Consider the following 17,056-nt stretch of genomic DNA (forward strand, 5'->3'; position numbering starts at 1 on the left):
GATCCGGCCTGCATAGGATCTATTATGATCTCGAGCTTGCCTGGGGCTCACCCGATCCAGCCAATCCCGACGTCACCACTCGGGTTCTGACGATCCTACTCGCCGAAGAATACTGATCGGCACGGCCATCCCCCTGACCGGGGGGATGGCCGTGAAAAGTCTGCTTGAGCAGACTGCGCGCAAAGGATGTCCACGCACCAAGTGCGCTCGGGGAGGGGAGGGTGCACCGGAGCATCGCCCCCGGGCCGGTGCAAAGCCGTGAACCGCCGCGAGATCAGACCATTTGAGGAGTTAACGCCATGTCCGCTTATTTCGCCGCCCATCCCGATCACGCGATCCTCTTTGCGTTCGGCTGTTTTGCGCTCACCGTCTACCTGTTCCGCTATGTCGGTCCGGGCATTGGCGGTGGCGGCGACTGGTCATCGCGTGACCATTATGAGCGCAATCTGCGCGACGGTCCGGAAGACTATTGTTGAGCTGGCCGCCCCGATGAGGACGATCGCTGTGAGCCTTCTCAAGGGCGGGGTAGGCAAGACCTTCCTCGCCACGCATCTCGCCTGGTATCTGGCCGAAGCGGCGGGACGCAGGGTCGTGTTTGTCGACCTGGACCCGCAAGCTAGTTCGTCACGCCGTCTGGCCCGCGAGCGGCCGGGGGGCTTCGCGGCGGATCTCTTCGATCCATCGGCGGCTCTTGCCGCCGATGGCCAGGTCGGGCTCACTTTGCTCGCTGCCGACCAGCGTTTGCAGATGATCAAGGCGGCACAGGATGTGCGCGACTTTCTCGGCCGCTTTCCTGCGCTCGCGCCTCATTTCGACCTGTGCGTGATCGATACCGGTCCCAAATGGGACGAGCTTACCCTGAGCGCTCTCGCGGTCGCCGACGCAGTGATCGCGCCCGTTCAGGTCGCCGAAGATTCGGTCGAGTGCGCCAAGATGCTGCTGACCGCGCTGCGCAAGGCCGAGGCGGCGAGGGCGGGGCGCAAGATCGATTTCCTCGGATTGCTGCCATCGATGGTCAACCCGTTCGACCGGCGCGAAATAGACAATGCCGTCAAGCTCGCCCACGCGGTGGGCGAGCGGCTGATGTTCCCTGCCTTCATCAAGGCGCGACCGACCTATAAGCATGCCGCGGAAAATCATCGACCGGTCTGGATGGAAGGGGGTGGCGGCGCCAAGGCGGCGGCCGAGGAAATTCGGCCGATCCTCGCCGAGATCGAACGGCGACTGGGTTCAGCGCCAGCGGCCGCCGCCTGATGGGTAAGTTCGATGAACGCATCGAGGAGTTTGGCCTGTTGGTCGGCGCGCATGAAATGGCGCGCCGGGTCGAGGATATTCTTTTGGAGCGGGTCATCCCCGACCCCGGCAATCCCCGGCGCAGTTTCGACGACGACGCCCTGGCCGAGCTTGCGGCGTCCATAGCGGCCCGCGGGGTCTTGCAGCCGATCACGGTTGCTCCCGCCGACGCCGCTGGCCTGTATCGCATCCGGTTGGGCGAGCGGCGCTTTCGTGCCTCCGAGCTCGCGGGCCGGGTGACGATCCCGGCGATTATCGTGGCCGAGGGCGAGGGAACCCATCTGCTGGCCGATCAGATCGTTGAAAACGATCAGCGTGCGAACCTGTCTTCGGTCGAGCTCGCTCATGCGATTGCCCGTATGCTCAAGGGCGGCATGAGCCAGGTCGAAATCGCTGCTGCGCTGGGACGCTCCAAGCAGTTCGTCTCGCTCTATGCGGCCTATGGTGACATGCCTGCCTATCTCAGGGAGGCGCTCCCGCGCGCGCCGATCCGGCTGCTCTATGACCTGCATCGCACAGCCAGGGATTATCCTGCGGAAGTCGAGGCCTATGTGGGCGCCTGGGATGAGAGCGGCGCGACATTGGCGGAAGGCGCGCGGTTCATTGCCGGGCTGAAGGGTAAGGCGGACATTCCCAGCATCGAGGCAACGCCGATGCAGGCCGCGGCAGTGACCGTCGCTCGTCCGGAACCGCGGGGAGGGACTGAGCCAGTCGCGCGACCAGGGGAGCAAACGCCAGAGGCCAGCCTTGCCGTTGAAGTTGATGGCCGTCCCGCGCGTCTTGTCCTTGGCCCGCGTGTCGTCGTGATCTTCGGCGATGGTTCTCGGCAAGAGGTGGCGACCGAACGACTTTGCTCCGCGTCTGAGGGACGCCCCGACGCCGCGATGCTCTGACCCTCTTCCTCCGCGTTCGCATATCCTGTTCGTGTGTATGTCGGCCGCGCCCCTTTCGGGGTGCGGCCTTTTGCGCAGGTCCGAGCTGGGGCGGCGCCGTTGGCGCCGCCCTTCGTGGATCAGGCGTGAATGATAGGCGCATTTTCCCAAATATGGTCGAAGTCTGCTCAAGCAGACTATCAGATGAGTTGAGTGAAGGTGAGGGCCGGATAGGCGTGACGCCGGGGATGTATGACAATAGCCTTTGATGCATGCCCGTCTTCACCTTCCGTCTCGACGATGACATCGCCCAGCGCTTCGATGCTGTGGCGGAGAGCGCCGGTGGCCGCTCGGTTTTGCTGCGGCGCCTCGTCATGAATGCAGTGGACGCGGAGGAGGGCGAGAGGTCGGGGCCAGTCCGCCGGCGGGAGCGAGCAACACGGCGGTTTGAGATCCGGCTGACCGAAGCGGAAATTGCCGCGCTGGATGCCGAGGCCGATGCTTTGGGTATGAAGCGAACCGACTGGGTGACGAGGCTGGTGCGCTGCCGGCTGCATTCGGCGGCACCGCTGCCGCTTGAAGAACGGGCGGCAGTGGCCCAGGCGTGGCGCGAGCTCAACCGGATCGGCATCAATCTCAATCAGGCGACGCGGGCGCTCAACGCATCGGTGATGGTCGAATCCGGGCTCGATGTCGCGCGCGAGGCGGCACGGGTGGCAAGCTTTCAGACGGAAATCCGGATGGCGCTTGCCGGTCTCGGCACCGCGCTCAAGGGCGATCTTGCCTATTGGGATAGCCTCGATGCTTGAGGAGGAGGGCATCCTGCCGCTGCCCAGCCTCATGGAGGCATGGCGGCCGCCCACCGGCGGTAAACGGACACTGCGGGGGGCCTATGTCCGCATCGGACGAGGCGCACCGGGCCGGGGAGGGCAGGGGCGGTCCGTGCCGCTGAGCCAGGCCGAGGCTCGGGCCAAGCTCGAGCGGATCGTGCGCAAGGCCCCGGAGGTCATGGTCAAGGTCTCGGGCAAGCAATATGGCGCGCATCATCTATCGGAGCATTTCGGCTATGTTGCGCGGCACGGGAAGCTTGCGGTGCGCTCGAGCGAGGGTGAGATCATCAATGATCCCAAACGGCTGAAGGAGATCGCGCAGGACTGGGCCATGCTCGACGAGGCGATGAACGAGCATGGCCGCGACCGGCCGACCTCGCTGTCGCTGGTCCTTTCCATGCCCGGCGGTTCGACCGATCCCGAGACGCTGCAGGATGCCGCCCAGGCGTTCGCCCGCATCCTGTTTGAGGACAATCACGCCTATATGCTGGCGCTCCACACCGATACCGATCATCCGCACATCCATCTGGCGGTGGCCACCGAAGGTGCGGACGGCACGCGGTTCAATCCGCGCAAGGCCGACCTCCATCATATGCGAGAGACATTCGCGCATGAGCTACGGGCGCGCGGCATCGCGGCTGAGGCGACGCCCAGACGCGCACGCGGTCACGTTCAAAAGCGTGTGCGCTCTGCAGCGCTGCATCTCGATGCTCGGATCGGTCAGGAGGGGCGCCGGCTCAATATGGATGAACTCAACGTGCTGCGCGCCCGGGCCTTTGCGCACGCGCGCGATGAGGAACGGCGGCCGCAAGACGTGATGGCGCTGGTTCGCCAGAAGCAGATACGCGGTGCTTATGCGGAGGCGGCGGTGGCGCTTGCACGTACCGGCGAGGCCGACGACCAGGCGCTTTCCGACGAAATTGCGGGTTTCCTGGCGGCTATGCCGCCGGCGGTCTCCCGACGTCTGGCCCTGGCCCGCGAGATGATGCAGGGGCGGCAAGCGACACAGCCGGCGCGCGAGCTGGAGGGTGGAGCTGGTCCCGAGCGGCCAGTGCCGGAGCGTGGGCGGGAGCGTTGATTCGCATGGGTGGTTGATCTTGCGAAGGGATGCTCCCACTACCATGTGCTAGAATGTCTTGGAAAGTCGAGGGAACTGGCGCTTTCTGTGGTCATGGCTTGTTAGAAAAAACCATGCTATTATCTAACAGACAGGAGCATGGACATGTCTGCGGTGGCTGATCGGATTATGAAGCGTGTGCGCGGCAAGGGCCGTGGCTGGGTGTTTACGCCCAAGCAGTTTGTCGACTTCGGCACGCGCGGCTCGGTCGACATGGCGCTGTCGCGTCTCGCGCATGCCGGTGACATCCGTCGGATCGGCCGTGGTCTCTACGACTATCCCCGCCAGCATGACAAGCTTGGTGCCCTGAGCCCGGATCCCGGGCAGGTGGCCCAGGCGCTCTCCGCGCAGAGCGGCGATGCGCTCGCGCCGTCGGGAGCGGCGGCGGCCAATAGCCTTGGTCTCTCGACGCAGGTGCCCGCCCGGGCGAGCTACGCCACCAGCGGTCGCACCCGCACCGCCAAGGCTGGCGGCCGCAGCGTTACCTTGAAGCACAGCCGCGCGCCGGTGCTCGACGCGCCGGAGTCTGTGAATGCGATCGTTCAGGCGCTCGCGCATCTGGGGAAGGGCAATATCGACGCGGATGCGATCGGGCGCTTCGCCGCGCGGCTCGACGATGCCGGTACGCGTGCGCTCGTCGCGGGCCGCCCGGCCATGCCGGGCTGGATGGGCGACATTGTCCTGAAGATTCAGGCGTCGCGGAGAGATAGGTCATGCAGGGAGAAAGGGTAGCGCCGCTGGCGCCACCAGCAAATCTCCAGATGCAGGGTCGGGCACAAGGATGGGTACGGCCGGATAAAGTGTCGGCCATGTCGAATACTTGGCGATCCATGTCGCGGCGCTTGGAGACAGCCAGCCCGTCAAGGTCGTGATACTCGCATAGCGCTGCGCGAGCGGAAGCGCGATGATGGGTTCATAGTGGGCGACGCGGTTGCGCAATATACGCAGGTCGCGCAAGTCCCGCGCGATCACACCGCGCTGTACGCCTTTGGCCTGAAAGATGGGTCGCAGGCTTTGCCAGAGGTGGTGTGACTTGGGGCCGAAGAGTGACGCCCAGAAGCCGAAGTTCAACTCCGCTACGATCTGCGGACGGGTCGCTGCCTTCCCGTCTTTCTGTAGCGTTTGCCGTGCTTTTGCGATTGCGCCCGTCTGATAGTTCGTCACAAGGATCGCAGGATCGTCGATCCAGGCGGCGCCATGTTGGGCCGCAAGCCGCGCGTCCGCCATGTTACGCAGCACGACCTCGAGCATGTGTAGAGGGCCATAGAGGGCTGCGGAAAGCTGCACATTATAGGTGTACAGGCGCTCTGCGAGCGTCTGATCGGCTCCGGCCCACTTCAGATAAGTGTCGAAGCGGTCAGCGGACAAGGCATGAACGAACGTTGGCACGGGAACCTTTTCACTTGATTTTTAGGCACCCTTGCGCCATATGAACTGGGTATCCCCCGGCGGTCCCTGCTTTGCAAACCGTCGGGGCACTTTATTTCTAGACATCGTCGATTCGATCTTCAATGCCGTTGCTGGAGCAGCGCAGCGTGAATGAACTCGCGCGCCGCCGGCATGCGACGAGATTTTGCGTGATCACAGCGAAATACATCCCGTGGGACCCGATTGGCGCGATGCCCGACGACCGAAAGGACGGTCGCCTCATGCTGCTCTGGGAAGGAGATCGCCCCGTAATCGGCCGATGGGATGACGGGCGTAAGGGATGGGAAGCTCCGGAAGGCATGCACCTTTTCGAGGAGATCACCTATTGGGCGGATATCAATTCACCGGAATGACCCTTGCTCTTTCAGATGATAAATGATTGATATAAAACGATAAAAGTTTGATAATATATCTTATGTTAAATTGCCGTAGTTTGAGCTTCAGTAGTGGGGTGCCCACGTTCGACGGCTGCCAGCTTTCTTGCACGGCCGCGATAACGCAGGGCGTTCACAAGCCTGACATCAATTCTCGCGCGTCGCTTTTGCCATTGCGATAGCAGCTTCAAACCGCTTCCTCGTAGGCTCCCGCAATCGAGCCAAGCTGAAAGTCCGTGCAAAATGGGCAAGGACATCGGCTTCCGCCTTGCCTCTTCGGACAAGAGGCAACGCCAGGCTCGCGAGTTCAATGAGAGGAATGTCGCGGTGAGATCGCCAATCTGATCGGGCCGGTCGATACGCAACCAACTGGCCAGTATCCATCGTTTCGTGGAATACCACGTTCCGGCCATCTTCTTGCACCGATGGATGACGATCGGAAATTGCCTGTGTAACGATATCCTGAATAATCCGGCCTGCTCGCTCCTTTTTGTGAGCGCGGGCGATCCTTTCAATCAGGATGTCTTCATACATTGGCCCCTCGGCCTGAAGTGTGGCGTCGATCAGCCTTTCAAGTCTTGGCTTATACTCTGCCTGATAGATCTGTTCGACCTCTTCCAATGGAACAACCAGAGAGGCGATTTGGTATTCGGTGCCGATTTCGATTGCAGGAGGCGAATAACTTTTCTCGCCATCCTCGGGGCTGGAGGGGCGGACCACGGCGGCTTTGTCGACGGGCCCTGCCATATCGTCATCAGACAGGACATGCAGGCCGCGCCCTGCGCTCTTGACCAAGCCCTTTGAATGAAGCGAATTTCCACGAGAAGGGGAAAGGGCATTGTTTACCAGTTCTTCCCACTTTTCCTCGCCCGGGCGAAAGTTGGCGGGTGCCCGATCAGCATCGGACAGAGCCAAGACGTCCACGAGCGCCCTTTTTAACTCACCATTGGACCAAACGAGCTTATCAGACATCAGATTGAGAATGGCATCCTGAACTTGTGACTCGGTGACACGCGTCAAGTTCATATTGAAATCAGGCGCTTCGGCGGCGCTGAGGACACCCGTATTTTGAGCTGGCGCCGGCCAAGCATCATCGGTTTCACCATCATCAGGCGGTGATTGCCCTACGGCAGGTGCAGGCTCAGCATCTTCAGGCGACGGAAGCCGCCAAGTCCGCAATTCTGTATGGCGGCTTATCCATTCTTCGCCATCGTTGATCGGTTCAATTCCCCGCGCGGCAAGAAATGCGGCAACTTCATCGACTACTACCTGCCGATTGCGAACGAAACGCGAGGCAAAACAACGCCAGATCGTCCAACCGGCACGCTCAAGGATACGCTGGCGCATCATGTCATCTGGCCACTTGTCGGGCCCGTGGTAGCGATCCCCGTCGCATTCGATGGCAATGCGCTGGTCGTTGTCACCCTCGACCACGAGATCGATTCTGAAGTTTCCGACACGAACCTGAGTGTTGACCCGGAAGCCGCGTTCGCAAAGCAAGTCGAACATTTCCCGCTCGAAATCGGATTCGCACCGATCACGCCGATCCTTCAGATCAGAAGTTTCAGCCGGGTAGGGGCATCGAAAATGCTCCAGGAGGGATCGACGCAGTTGATCGCTCGTGCGCAGCTGATCGAGCTCAACCGAGCGAACAAGGTAGGTTCGATCTCGAGCCCGCGACAAGGCGACGTTGAAGCGCTGTTCATATCGATTGCCTGAGAGCGGGCTATCCTCCCGCTGTGCCACCAACGAGACGAACATGATGTCCCGTTCATCACCCTGGAAAGCGGTCGGATCACCAACCCGAATTGTGTGGCGCTCCATCACCTCAGTTCCGAGACGCTGCTCGATCTCCTTGTAAATGTGCGCGGCCTGGTTCTGACCCAGCAATGTGGTGACGCCGATCGTTCGCTTCGACATCCTTTCGTCTTCCGCGATCGCCGCGATCTCAGAGACGATGAATTCCGCCTCGGGAACATTCACGTCTCCCTTGCGGAAGCCGTCCTCCACGAAAACGTCAATCAAAGGCGGATCCAGCCGCTCGGATGCCATCGGCAAAGTCCCATCCCTGAGCGGCTGCAACCGCGCCAGGAGAACACCATCGAGGCTCTGGAAATCGCCGCTCGCGCAGCCCGTGATGAGAACCGGCTCCGCCATGCCCGTGCGCTGGAAGATCTAAGAGACAGCCTGATCACGCGCCTCTCCCCGCGCGACGCGCTGCGCTCGGAAGCCGATGCGGAGGCGGTGCTATCGGCTTTGGGCCAAGTGGCGCGGCCAGGCCCAAAGGTCGCGATGAGACCTGAGGTCACCGACGTTCTGATCGAGGCGCTGCGCGGACCGTTCAAGATGCGCATTGTCTATGGCGACACCGATGCAGAAACCCGGACGGTCGAGCCGCATGGGCTCTTGCTGGGATTGCGCAGCTATCTCGTTGCTCGCCAGGCTGATCGAGGCGAGAATCTCCGCCATTTTCGCCTGGACCGCATTCACAGCGCCGAATGTCTCGATGAGAGTTTTCCCATCCAATCCGGCTTTTCCTTGAACGATCATGCGGCGCAGGCCTTCGGCGCTTATCAGGACCCCGCCCAATATGGCGAGATCGTCTGGCGGTTTCTTCCCGAGGCAGCCTCGCGTGCGGCGGAATTCCAGTTCCACCCCAACCAGTCGGCCGAATATCGGGACGACGGCAGTCTGATTGTCCGGTTTAAAGCCGCAGGCTGGCTGGAAATGGCCTGGCATCTCTATCAATGGGGCGACAAGGTCGAGGTGCTGGAACCGGCGGGGTTGCGGGCGCTGGTCGAAGGCCACGCGCGTCCCGACTTCCCGGCCCTGCCCTGATTGACCGATTTGTATCGCCCTTCGTGGCGGCGGTTTTCAATTGAGCTCGGCGAGGAAGCTGGTCGCCGTCAATTGTGCGTGATCGCTCAGGGGCGAGCGCAGCGTGAAGGCGCTTGGCGCACGGGCGAAATTCCACAGCCGCATGAGGCACCATTCCTCGCGCCTCGTATCGGCGACGGCCAGCTCATTGCGAGAGATATGAAAAGGCGTGCGCTCCCATCCGTTGGTGGTCTTGACCTCGATCAGCTTCTCGCGCCCGTCCGCCTCAAAGCTCCGGATATCGAAGCCAAAACCATCGCCATCCTGCACGGATGTCCAGGGGACTTTGTCCGCGAGATCGTCGCGGCCCGCGGCAGATAAATGACGGCGCTCGTGATGCAGCACACATTCTTCACCCGCCTTGCCAAGCGCCCGGTTGCGCGCGTCGCGCTCGGCGACATCATATTTGCGGCCGATCGCGGCCATGAACGCTGGATCGATCGGCGACGGTTCGTTGCGCACCGTGGGCGGCGGCCCGATCCGCAGTGATCCTTGCGCTTCCGGTACGTTCAGGGCAGCTCGTGAGAGCCTGTCGGGAGCCAGCCATTCGGTCCGCGCCTCCAACCACCGCAGGACGCCATCGACCAGCGCATTCTGGAAATTGGCGGCCGGCTTATAGCCCTCGATCCAAGGCTGACCAAGGCCGAGCAAGACCGCGCTGATGTTCTGATGCTTGAACTCGATTGAGCCCTTGCTACGGTCGATCACGGCTTGAAGATCGCGGTTTCGCGCCGCTTTATTGAAGGAGCGACCAACCAGCTCGTCGGTGAGCATGGCGAAATAGTCGGCGACGATGTGATCAATTTCCTGATCGGACCAGACTTCCGCCACGCCCTACTCCACCACCGGGTAGTTCGGCATCGGCCATTCATGCCCGGCATTGTCCATCATGAGATCGATGAAGATCGGCAGCAAGCAGCCGAGCAGCGCGGCGCCATCCCTGACCTGGGCGCGATTGACATCGCTGTTCCATGTCGAGCCACCATGCACCAGTTGGTTGCGCAGCACATAAAGCCGGTCGAACAGGATCGAGAGTATCCTGGCCGTGTCATGATCGCGCAGTGCGGCGCCTATCGCTGTCCGCGACCGCTCGAGCCTGTCAGCCCAGTCGGCATAGCCGGACGCACCATTGTGATGCTGCCAAAAGGGATGGAAGACATAGCGGTTTGCGAGCAGCACCCGGATTTCCTGAGGGAAGCGCTGCCAGACCATGTCGTAGATGCGATGTTTGCCATCAAAGCCCACAAGGGTTGCGAAAAAGGCCTGGAACAATCCCCGCTCACCCTCGGGGATACCAATCACCCGCGATGCTTCAACGTCGCCGGCATAGGCAGCGTTGAAGCCGATCCAGAGCAGGATGAAACGTACATCCTCATCGGCCTGCTCGGCCTCGGCACGGCGCAGCCACGACAGCGCGCGATGCACCCTGAGCGTCAGCGGCTCCGGAAAATCGCCACGCAGCTCGCGCTGCTTGGCCTTCAAGATCTCATGGTGCAGCGGGCTGCCGGGCGGATAGCGATAGGCCATGACCGATATGGTAAAGCCTTGCTGGTCAGGCTCAATCCCTCTCGATCAACGGCCTCGAGATCGTTGCAGCGGCGCTCGTTCCTTGCCGGGTTCCTGCCGGTTCCGGCCTGACGGCTCAACCGCCCGGACCGAGGTGTCCCGCACCTTGGCTGCCTGAAACTGCCGACCTGCCTGCAGATGCGTTTGCACCTTGTCGTTTGCCACCTTCATTACCCTGGCAACGGCATCGGGATTGTCGAACAAGGCCGCGCGCACCACCGTCTCAATCACGCGAAGCTGGCTCTGGGCCGCCCGCGCATTCTTCACCCGGCTTTGCTCCGACGATGTTTGCCTAGACGCCTCATCGGGCTGGCGTCGATCCCGCCCAGGTTCGCGCGACGCCGGCGCAGTGACGGCAGGGGCGATGCTGTTGCGACTAGCATCGCGCCGCACGCGATCCAGCTCCTGCAAATCCCGTTCGCTCGGCCGATATCCCCGTACTTCCAAACCTTGGCGACTGGCTTCGAGCCACGCTGCCCTTCGGAACGTCTCACTGCCGGTAACATGGACGTGTGACCACCCGCGATGGCGAGCGATGGCAACGAGATCGCGCACAACTTCGTCGCTCTCGCTGGAGGTGATGAGCCGTCTGCCCTGGTCACGGAACGCCGGTTCCTTAGCCTGCGCACTCGTGAAATAAGCAGGCTCGCCCGACCATTTGTTCGTCGTGGAGAAATAGCGCTTTCGCAAGGCATCAGGAATGTCACCAGACGACGCCGCCTGGAGAACGGACGGATCGATCGACTTCCCCTTCTTGGTTGCTTCGGGCGACGATTGCGCCGCGTTCGCCGACTTGGCTGCCGCGTCCTGAGCGATCGTATTGCTACGCTTGCTCATACCGCGTGGCACCACAGGTTTTTCAGCGGCCATGATCTGTCCTTTCCTGGATGAGGGGTGAAGATGACGCCCCTTCCGTCTGCACGAGCGCCCGCTCGATCATCGATGACACAAAAGCGATGGCCGCTGCCTCATCGCCGGGCGGCGGCAAGTCGGTCAGGTTGCCCAGGACCAACATATCATCGGTAATCTTAGCCGCGCCCGCCAGTTCACCATCGGTCATTTCCCGCATCTTGGTCTCTTCCAGCAAGGCCCCGCCCGTGCTCTTCGCCGTTGATTTCTCCGCGTCATTGTAAGGGGACACCACCTGATGCTTGCCTGGCGGCAGAACAGTTGGGGGCTGAGCAGCGGGGATAGGCCGCGACGGCAGAATGGGCGGCGCCAACACGCGCCTTGTGAAGCGCGGCATTCGATAAAAGGCGATCTTCCTGCCACGAACCGGCGCGATCCCGCCGCGCAGCAACAAGAGCTCGGTCTTGGGCATCTGCATCAGCTCCTGCGGCAGCAGGAGGGCGCGGCGCTGATCGGATTCCGATATGCTGCGATTGGCCAACAGCCCATGAATCGTTCGGCTGCGCGATTTTACATTCATCGTGAAGAAGCCGAGCCGCTCTGAAAGCTCGTTCGCGACCTTCAGCTCCTTGGGCGTGAACACCACCTCAAGCCCGCAATTGGCGATGATTTCGTCGGTAACATCGGGACCATAAATGGCCCGCAGCTGCGCCCGGCTCTGGATCACCGGCAGCAGGCGCAAGCCGTATCCAGCGACATAGGAAAAGCCGCCCGCGATGACCGAGGCCTTCCCCAGCCTTGCGAATTCATCGAGCAGGATCAGGACTGGGACATTGCTGGCAGCGTCGGGCAAATCGCGCGTGTTGAGATCCACCAGCTGCTGCAGGAAGAGGCTGTAAACCGGCGCGATCCGGTCGATATTGTCGGGCGAGACACCGAGATAGATCGACATGCGCCGCGCCCGGACTTCGCGCAGGTCGAAATCGCTTGCCGAGGTCGCGGCATCGACCACGGGGTTGAGCCAGAGATTGAGCCGCGCCGTGATCGTCTGCTTGATCCCGGAAAAGGTGTTGTCCGAAGCCGAGGCGAAATCCTGGATTGCCGAGACGCATGCCTGACTTAGGCGCTGTCCTGCCCCCCTCGCCTCTTCCAGGGCCTTGGGAAGATCGCTCTTGGGATCCCCAGTGGTCAGCCGTCGATAGATCTCGCCGATCGTGAAGGGCATGCCAGGATTGGCAGCAACGAGCGCGCCGACGCCGATGAAGGCCGCCCGCGCCGCTTCGGCCCAAAACGGGTCCGATCGTTCCGGCGCGGGGAAGAGCATGACTGCGATTTTCTGAAGCTCGTTGACGACTTCGGTGTCATCGGCTCGCCGGATATGCGCCAGGGGATTGTACCGTGCCGTCCGCCCTTCAGGGTCCAACGGATCGAAGAGGTAAACCGATTGACCGGCACGTTGGCGATAACCGGCGCTGGTACTCCAATTCTCCCGCTTCACATCGAGCACGACGACCGAATCCGGCCAGGTTAGCAGATTGGGGATGACAACACCGACGCCCTTCCCGGCGCGCGTCGGCGCTTCGAGCAGGACATGCTCGTTTCCGCCGAAAATGAGGAAACGCCCTGCTTTGCGTCCAACGACAATGCCAGACGGGGCACGCAGCCCCTCGCGTCGGATTTCGCCCTCGCGTGCAAACCGAGCCCTGCCGTGCAAGGATGGGCCTCGCCGCAGGATCGTGAGGACAAGAAGCGCGATTACGGCGGCGCCGGCCATCGCACCCCGCTTGATCCAATCCCCGAGCAGTGGATCACCACGATAATACCAGAGCCAGGCCGGCAGAGTGCCGAGATCGATATTAGGTCCGATCTGCCCGAGTCCGAACAAGGCAACGAACAGGGTAATGACAGCCCACAACAGAATTGCGCCGATCACGCACAGGCCAATCGCCCAGGGACTACGCTGCGCCAGCATCGCCCATCCTCGGCTCGAAATAGATCTCGTCGACCTCAAACCGCCCGCCGTGACGGCGTGTCTGCACAACGACGTCGACGAGCATGCGAAGGAGTCCGCGAATATCGTCGCGGGCGAGATCGCGGCCGCCTTCCGATTCCTTGACGAGCAGCGTCAGCTGTTCGAACGCGCCGGCGGGTGAACCGGCGTGGACGGTCGTGATCGATCCGGGATGCCCGGAATTGACGTTCCTTAGATAGAAGAAGGCGGTGCCGTCACGCAGCTCCTGGAGCAGGATGCGGTCGGGCCGCATGCGCAGCGCGCTTTCGAGCAGCTGCTTGGCGCCAACCTTGGCCAGGCCCTGCCCCTCGCTCGAATAGACCATATGGACGACATTGCGATGAGGCACGACCAGCTCACGGGTGTCTTCGATGGTGAGCAACCGCTCCTCCGGTGGGATAAGCTGGATGAGCGCTTTCGCGAGGGTCGTCTTTCCCGAACCCGTGGCGCCACTGACCAGAATGTTCTTGCGTGCCGGAACGGCGACCTTGAAGAATTCCGGCCAGTCGCCCGCGTCGCGCAGCGCCACTAACCGCGCATCGACATCGGTGAGACCCTTGGCGCTGGCGCGCGTCATCCGGAACAGCCCGGCCCCAGCCAGTTGGTCGATCGGCAGGGTCACGGTCGACGGTTTGCGGATCGTGAAGGAAGGGCAACCGCTTGGGGTGACCGACGGTATGACGATCTGGCAGCGCTCGCCGCCCGGCAGGACTGTCGAACAGATCGGAGACTGACCATCGATATCCTGGTGCGTGAAGCTCGCCGCGGCAACAGCCAGGGTAGAAAGCCAGTCGCTGTCCAGCTCCGGCATCTCCTGCCAGCGCCACCCTTGGCGGTCCTCGATCCCCGCTTCTCCCGGGCGGTTGACCACCAGCTCCGTGACATCCTCCGGTTCCAGGAGGGGCAGGAGCGGCGCGAGATAGTGGCGCAGGACGGCGGTATCGCGCATGGCTTACCGCCGCAGTTCCAGATTGTAGACGTCGGCGAAGTTGAAATCCTTGGCGACGAAGATGCCGACCTCCTCGCCCTGATTCTTCTTCAGGACCGGCCGGATATTGATATTGTTCTGCAAGGCAATCGCCGCGCCTTCGCTGGGCGCCCGGGTCACATTGTTGAAATTGCCATTGCCGCTCGAGGCGGCCTGTCCGGCGATATAGGCGGCATCATCGACGAGTGAGAGGAGCAGGGCGCCGCCAAAACGCGCCCAGAAGAAGCTGTCGACCGCGCCTGCAAGCCCGGCTCGGCCGAGTGCATCGGAGCCAGGCGAGGCAAGATCGATCCGCACGCCCTGGGGCGTTACCGCTCGCGTCCAGAGGACGAACAGGCGATTTTGCCCTTGCTGGATGCCGCCGCGATATTCGCCGAGAACGCGCGTGCCCTTTTCCATGAGTACGACCCGGCCATTCTCGGAATAGACGTCTCGCGGGATCAGGCAGGACGTGTAACCGGGCTGCGCGGAATTGATGGCGGTTTGCAGAATGCAGGGGATCAATGTGCCCGCCGTAATCAGAAAATTGCGGTTCGGCAGCATCGAGGCCCGCGCTTCCCCGGTCGAGGAGCTTTGCCGCAAAAGATCGAGCGCGTTGGGCGCCCTGCCCTCGCCGCTCTCTGGCGCTCCGGCAGCGTTGTCGGGCGCTTCCCCGGCAGCCCCTGCAGCTGTGGGCGCGCCGGCCTCGCGGCCAAGATCGCGACCTCCATAGGCGATCAGCGTGGACCGCCGCGCCTGCTCGGCAAGCGTTGGCCGAGCGGCACTGGTCCCGCTCGGTGCCGCGCCCGGCTGCATGGCGGGCACAATTTGGCCTTCAGGTCCGGGAACGCCAGCGGCAGGATTGAGCACCGGCGCGTTGGGGTCCGCGCGGGCAGCCCCGAGCGGTCGGCGTTGAGGGGCGACCGCGGCATAATCGACTGTTTCCCGAGCGACGATATCGGGTCGTTCCCGGGCTGCACCTGCCGGCGCGGTGAGGTCACGAGACGAGGATTGCTGGCCCGTGCCGGAATTCACCCAGAGAATGCCCAGGACCATTGCCGTGCCGGCGAAGATCAGCGCGGTGTTGCGCCGCGCGGGCGTCGTGCCGCCGATCGGCTCGATTCCACGCTCGTGAAGAATTTCGTGCCTTTCGGGCGTTGGATCGGCACCGGGCAGCGGGCGCACGACAGGGGACGGTTCATCGGCCATGGTTCATTCCTGCGGATGGGAGATGGTGCGCTCGACGTGAGACGATCCGGTATTCGTTCCATGATCGACGCCATAAGGTTCGGGCGCCTGGTTATAGATGCACAGCACCTCGCCGCCCCGGCGCAGGCGCAGTTGGCGCGCCACCAAATGAACGACGACGAATTCATCGCGAACGTCGAAGGGAACCAGGGTTTCGGACCCGTCTGGCCTCACCAGATAAATGGCAGGAACTTCCCGGTTCGCCGGAAACCGCAAAACCGTGAATTGGCCATTGTCGGAGACCTCCGACGGCTGCAAATCGCTCGAACCCTGCACCTTATAATTCATGTTGCGCGGACCCTCGATCACCGCATGGTCGAGGGCACCGCGAACAGCCTGGGCCTCCAGCGCCGCCGCTTGCATCGCGATCTGTGCCGCTCTCAGGCGTTCGGCCCGCGCCACCTCGTCCCGCGGATAGCGGAAGCGGACCTGGAAATAGGCCTGGCCGTTGCGGCCGATGATCGGACCACTACGAGCCGTGAGTTCAAAGGCATAGCTTCTTAAGGTTCCGCCGCGAGACGTGGTGACGATAAGGTTGGTCGGTCCAGCGCGTTCGCGCGGCTTGAGGAACAAGATGTGGCCGGCCACCGCCACCTCCCAGGAGACGGTGTCGCCCAGCGCTACGTGCTGAATCGTTTCGTCCTCGCTGAGGACAATCTGGGTTGCTGTCCGGAAGGTCCCGACGATGCGATAGACCTGCGCTTCCTCATAATCGACGAACTTGACGCGTGGGTCAGACGCAGCGCCACGCGGGACCTCAACCGCATGGGCAGCAGAAAGGGATGCAAACGCGATGAAAACCGCAGCGACCAATGTTTTCATCGGACTACCTCCGGGTCGGAGCGGTAATTCTCGACCTGGAAGCCGAGCGGGTTCCGAAAGCGATCACCTTCGGCCATCGGCGCGTTGGCATAGGCGAAAGTGACCGTGGCGATCCAATCGCTGCTCTGCGTATCCGTCTCGGTCTGGACGATCCGTGTGAATCGCACATTGGCAACCCGATCATTGATGAAGGCGATGTTGCGCACCCGCGCCTGGACGACTGCGTTTTTCCCCCAGGCGTTCTGGGGACTGGCAGCATTGTTGTTGCTGAAGAAGCGTGCCCAGCGCTGCTGCTCCGCCGGCTGCGACAGGATTGTCACGAAGCGGAAATTCTCCTCGGCAGCCGCCGGTATCCAGCTTTCACGCGTCCGGACATATTGCGCGAGAAAGTATTTGGTGACCGCTTCATCATAGCGCATCGGCCGCTGGGTCAGCGCCGTCTGGACATCCACCGCGCCCGTAGTCTGATTGACCCGAATGACATAGGGCACGACGGTCTTGAGCGGGGCCAGCGCGGCGACAGCAAAAATGGATGCGGCCGCAAGGATCGAGGTTACCGTCGCCACGGTCCAAGCAATACGCGTCGATCGCAATGCCGATCGAACCCTGTCCTGGTCCCAGCTTCGCGCTTCCTGGAAATAGCGTTTGAGCCCGGAAGTAGGCACCGCCTCCGCGTCATCGTCAGCAACTCGCATAACGAATGTCCTTTGGCGCAAAGGAAACCTTGTCGTCCGGAGGCGCTGGCACTGCGGGCGGAGGCGGTGGATCGCCCACCTGCGGATGAGACAAGGGAGGAATGGGC

Annotated in this window: 19 protein-coding genes; 9 read left to right on the forward strand and 10 right to left on the reverse strand. The window is 62.3% G+C overall.

The window, feature by feature from the left end; translation table 11 throughout:
- The 7 genes from L858_RS21765 to L858_RS0116455 form a co-directional block, all read left to right on the forward strand.
- Positions 1–116, forward strand: a 116-nt coding sequence (locus L858_RS21765; protein ID WP_022684241.1) for a DUF3768 domain-containing protein, incomplete at its 5' end; no start/stop codon positions are given.
- Between the two features lie 183 nt (positions 117–299).
- On the forward strand, positions 300–476 hold the full coding sequence (locus L858_RS22060) for a hypothetical protein (RefSeq protein ID WP_017182162.1): 177 nt from the start codon (positions 300–302) through the stop codon (positions 474–476).
- 13 nt (positions 477–489) lie between these two features.
- Positions 490–1,254 (forward strand): ParA family protein, encoded by a 765-nt coding sequence (locus L858_RS0116435; RefSeq protein WP_022684242.1) that lies wholly within the window; start codon positions 490–492, stop codon positions 1,252–1,254.
- Complete coding sequence (locus L858_RS20410; RefSeq protein WP_022684243.1) at positions 1,254–2,186, forward strand: ParB/RepB/Spo0J family partition protein; 933 nt, start codon at positions 1,254–1,256, stop codon at positions 2,184–2,186. Before L858_RS0116435 ends, L858_RS20410 begins: the two co-directional genes overlap by 1 nt.
- A 251-nt stretch (positions 2,187–2,437) precedes the next feature.
- Positions 2,438–2,974 carry a plasmid mobilization protein gene (locus L858_RS0116445; protein WP_017182164.1) on the forward strand — a complete coding sequence of 179 codons (537 nt, stop codon included), beginning with the start codon at positions 2,438–2,440 and terminating at the stop codon, positions 2,972–2,974.
- Entirely contained in the window at positions 2,967–4,073 is a 1,107-nt protein-coding gene (locus tag L858_RS0116450) for a relaxase/mobilization nuclease domain-containing protein (RefSeq protein WP_017182165.1), read from the forward strand. Before L858_RS0116445 ends, L858_RS0116450 begins: the two co-directional genes overlap by 8 nt.
- 138 nt (positions 4,074–4,211) lie before the next feature.
- Positions 4,212–4,844 (forward strand): DUF6088 family protein, encoded by a 633-nt coding sequence (locus L858_RS0116455; protein WP_017182166.1) that lies wholly within the window; start codon positions 4,212–4,214, stop codon positions 4,842–4,844.
- Here L858_RS0116455 and L858_RS0116460 read toward each other — a convergent pair.
- Positions 4,824–5,501 (reverse strand): hypothetical protein, encoded by a 678-nt coding sequence (locus tag L858_RS0116460; RefSeq protein WP_007684587.1) that lies wholly within the window; start codon positions 5,499–5,501, stop codon positions 4,824–4,826. The two genes, L858_RS0116455 and L858_RS0116460, sit on opposite strands and share 21 nt — an antisense overlap.
- Before the next feature lie 122 nt (positions 5,502–5,623).
- On the opposite strand from L858_RS0116460, the gene L858_RS0116465 reads away from it, so the two are divergent.
- A complete protein-coding gene (locus tag L858_RS0116465) occupies positions 5,624–5,893 on the forward strand; it encodes a hypothetical protein (RefSeq protein WP_017182168.1) in 270 nt (89 codons plus the stop codon).
- A gap of 168 nt (positions 5,894–6,061) precedes the next feature.
- On the opposite strand, the gene L858_RS21770 is transcribed toward L858_RS0116465, so the two are convergent.
- Entirely contained in the window at positions 6,062–8,071 is a 2,010-nt protein-coding gene (locus L858_RS21770; RefSeq protein ID WP_193742883.1) for a DUF3320 domain-containing protein, read from the reverse strand.
- Positions 8,072–8,206: 135 nt separating this feature from the next.
- Here L858_RS21770 and L858_RS20420 point away from each other — a divergent pair, with 135 nt between their 5' ends.
- The gene (locus L858_RS20420; RefSeq protein WP_200887597.1) at positions 8,207–8,752 is read left to right on the forward strand and encodes a helix-turn-helix transcriptional regulator; all 546 of its coding nucleotides are present in this window, start codon (positions 8,207–8,209) and stop codon (positions 8,750–8,752) included.
- A gap of 36 nt (positions 8,753–8,788) precedes the next feature.
- On the opposite strand, the gene L858_RS0116485 is transcribed toward L858_RS20420, so the two are convergent.
- The 8 genes from L858_RS0116485 to L858_RS0116520 are packed head-to-tail and all read right to left on the reverse strand — an operon-like array spanning position 8,789 to position 16,949.
- Positions 8,789–9,622, reverse strand: coding sequence for a protein NO VEIN domain-containing protein (locus L858_RS0116485; RefSeq protein ID WP_022684246.1), 834 nt, complete (start codon positions 9,620–9,622; stop codon positions 8,789–8,791).
- A 3-nt stretch (positions 9,623–9,625) separates the two neighbouring features.
- Positions 9,626–10,318, reverse strand: coding sequence for a HEPN domain-containing protein (locus L858_RS0116490; RefSeq protein ID WP_015449349.1), 693 nt, complete (start codon positions 10,316–10,318; stop codon positions 9,626–9,628).
- A 45-nt stretch (positions 10,319–10,363) separates the two neighbouring features.
- Positions 10,364–11,227 (reverse strand): LPD7 domain-containing protein, encoded by an 864-nt coding sequence (locus tag L858_RS0116495; RefSeq protein ID WP_015449348.1) that lies wholly within the window; start codon positions 11,225–11,227, stop codon positions 10,364–10,366.
- Positions 11,217–13,178 (reverse strand): type IV secretory system conjugative DNA transfer family protein, encoded by a 1,962-nt coding sequence (locus tag L858_RS0116500; protein WP_021245267.1) that lies wholly within the window; start codon positions 13,176–13,178, stop codon positions 11,217–11,219. The genes L858_RS0116495 and L858_RS0116500 overlap by 11 nt, the downstream gene beginning before the upstream one ends.
- Positions 13,162–14,166, reverse strand: coding sequence for a P-type DNA transfer ATPase VirB11 (virB11, locus tag L858_RS0116505; protein ID WP_007684605.1), 1,005 nt, complete (start codon positions 14,164–14,166; stop codon positions 13,162–13,164). Before virB11 ends, L858_RS0116500 begins: the two co-directional genes overlap by 17 nt.
- A 3-nt stretch (positions 14,167–14,169) precedes the next feature.
- A complete protein-coding gene (virB10, locus tag L858_RS0116510; protein ID WP_021245266.1) occupies positions 14,170–15,393 on the reverse strand; it encodes a type IV secretion system protein VirB10 in 1,224 nt (407 codons plus the stop codon).
- Positions 15,394–15,396: 3 nt separating this feature from the next.
- Positions 15,397–16,254, reverse strand: coding sequence for a P-type conjugative transfer protein VirB9 (gene virB9 / locus L858_RS0116515; protein WP_021245265.1), 858 nt, complete (start codon positions 16,252–16,254; stop codon positions 15,397–15,399).
- A complete protein-coding gene (locus L858_RS0116520) occupies positions 16,251–16,949 on the reverse strand; it encodes a VirB8 family type IV secretion system protein (RefSeq protein WP_022684247.1) in 699 nt (232 codons plus the stop codon). Before L858_RS0116520 ends, virB9 begins: the two co-directional genes overlap by 4 nt.
- Positions 16,950–17,056: the final 107 nt, after the last annotated feature.

Source organism: Sphingobium bisphenolivorans, assembly GCF_000412635.1.
GTDB classification, from domain to species: domain Bacteria; phylum Pseudomonadota; class Alphaproteobacteria; order Sphingomonadales; family Sphingomonadaceae; genus Sphingobium; species Sphingobium bisphenolivorans.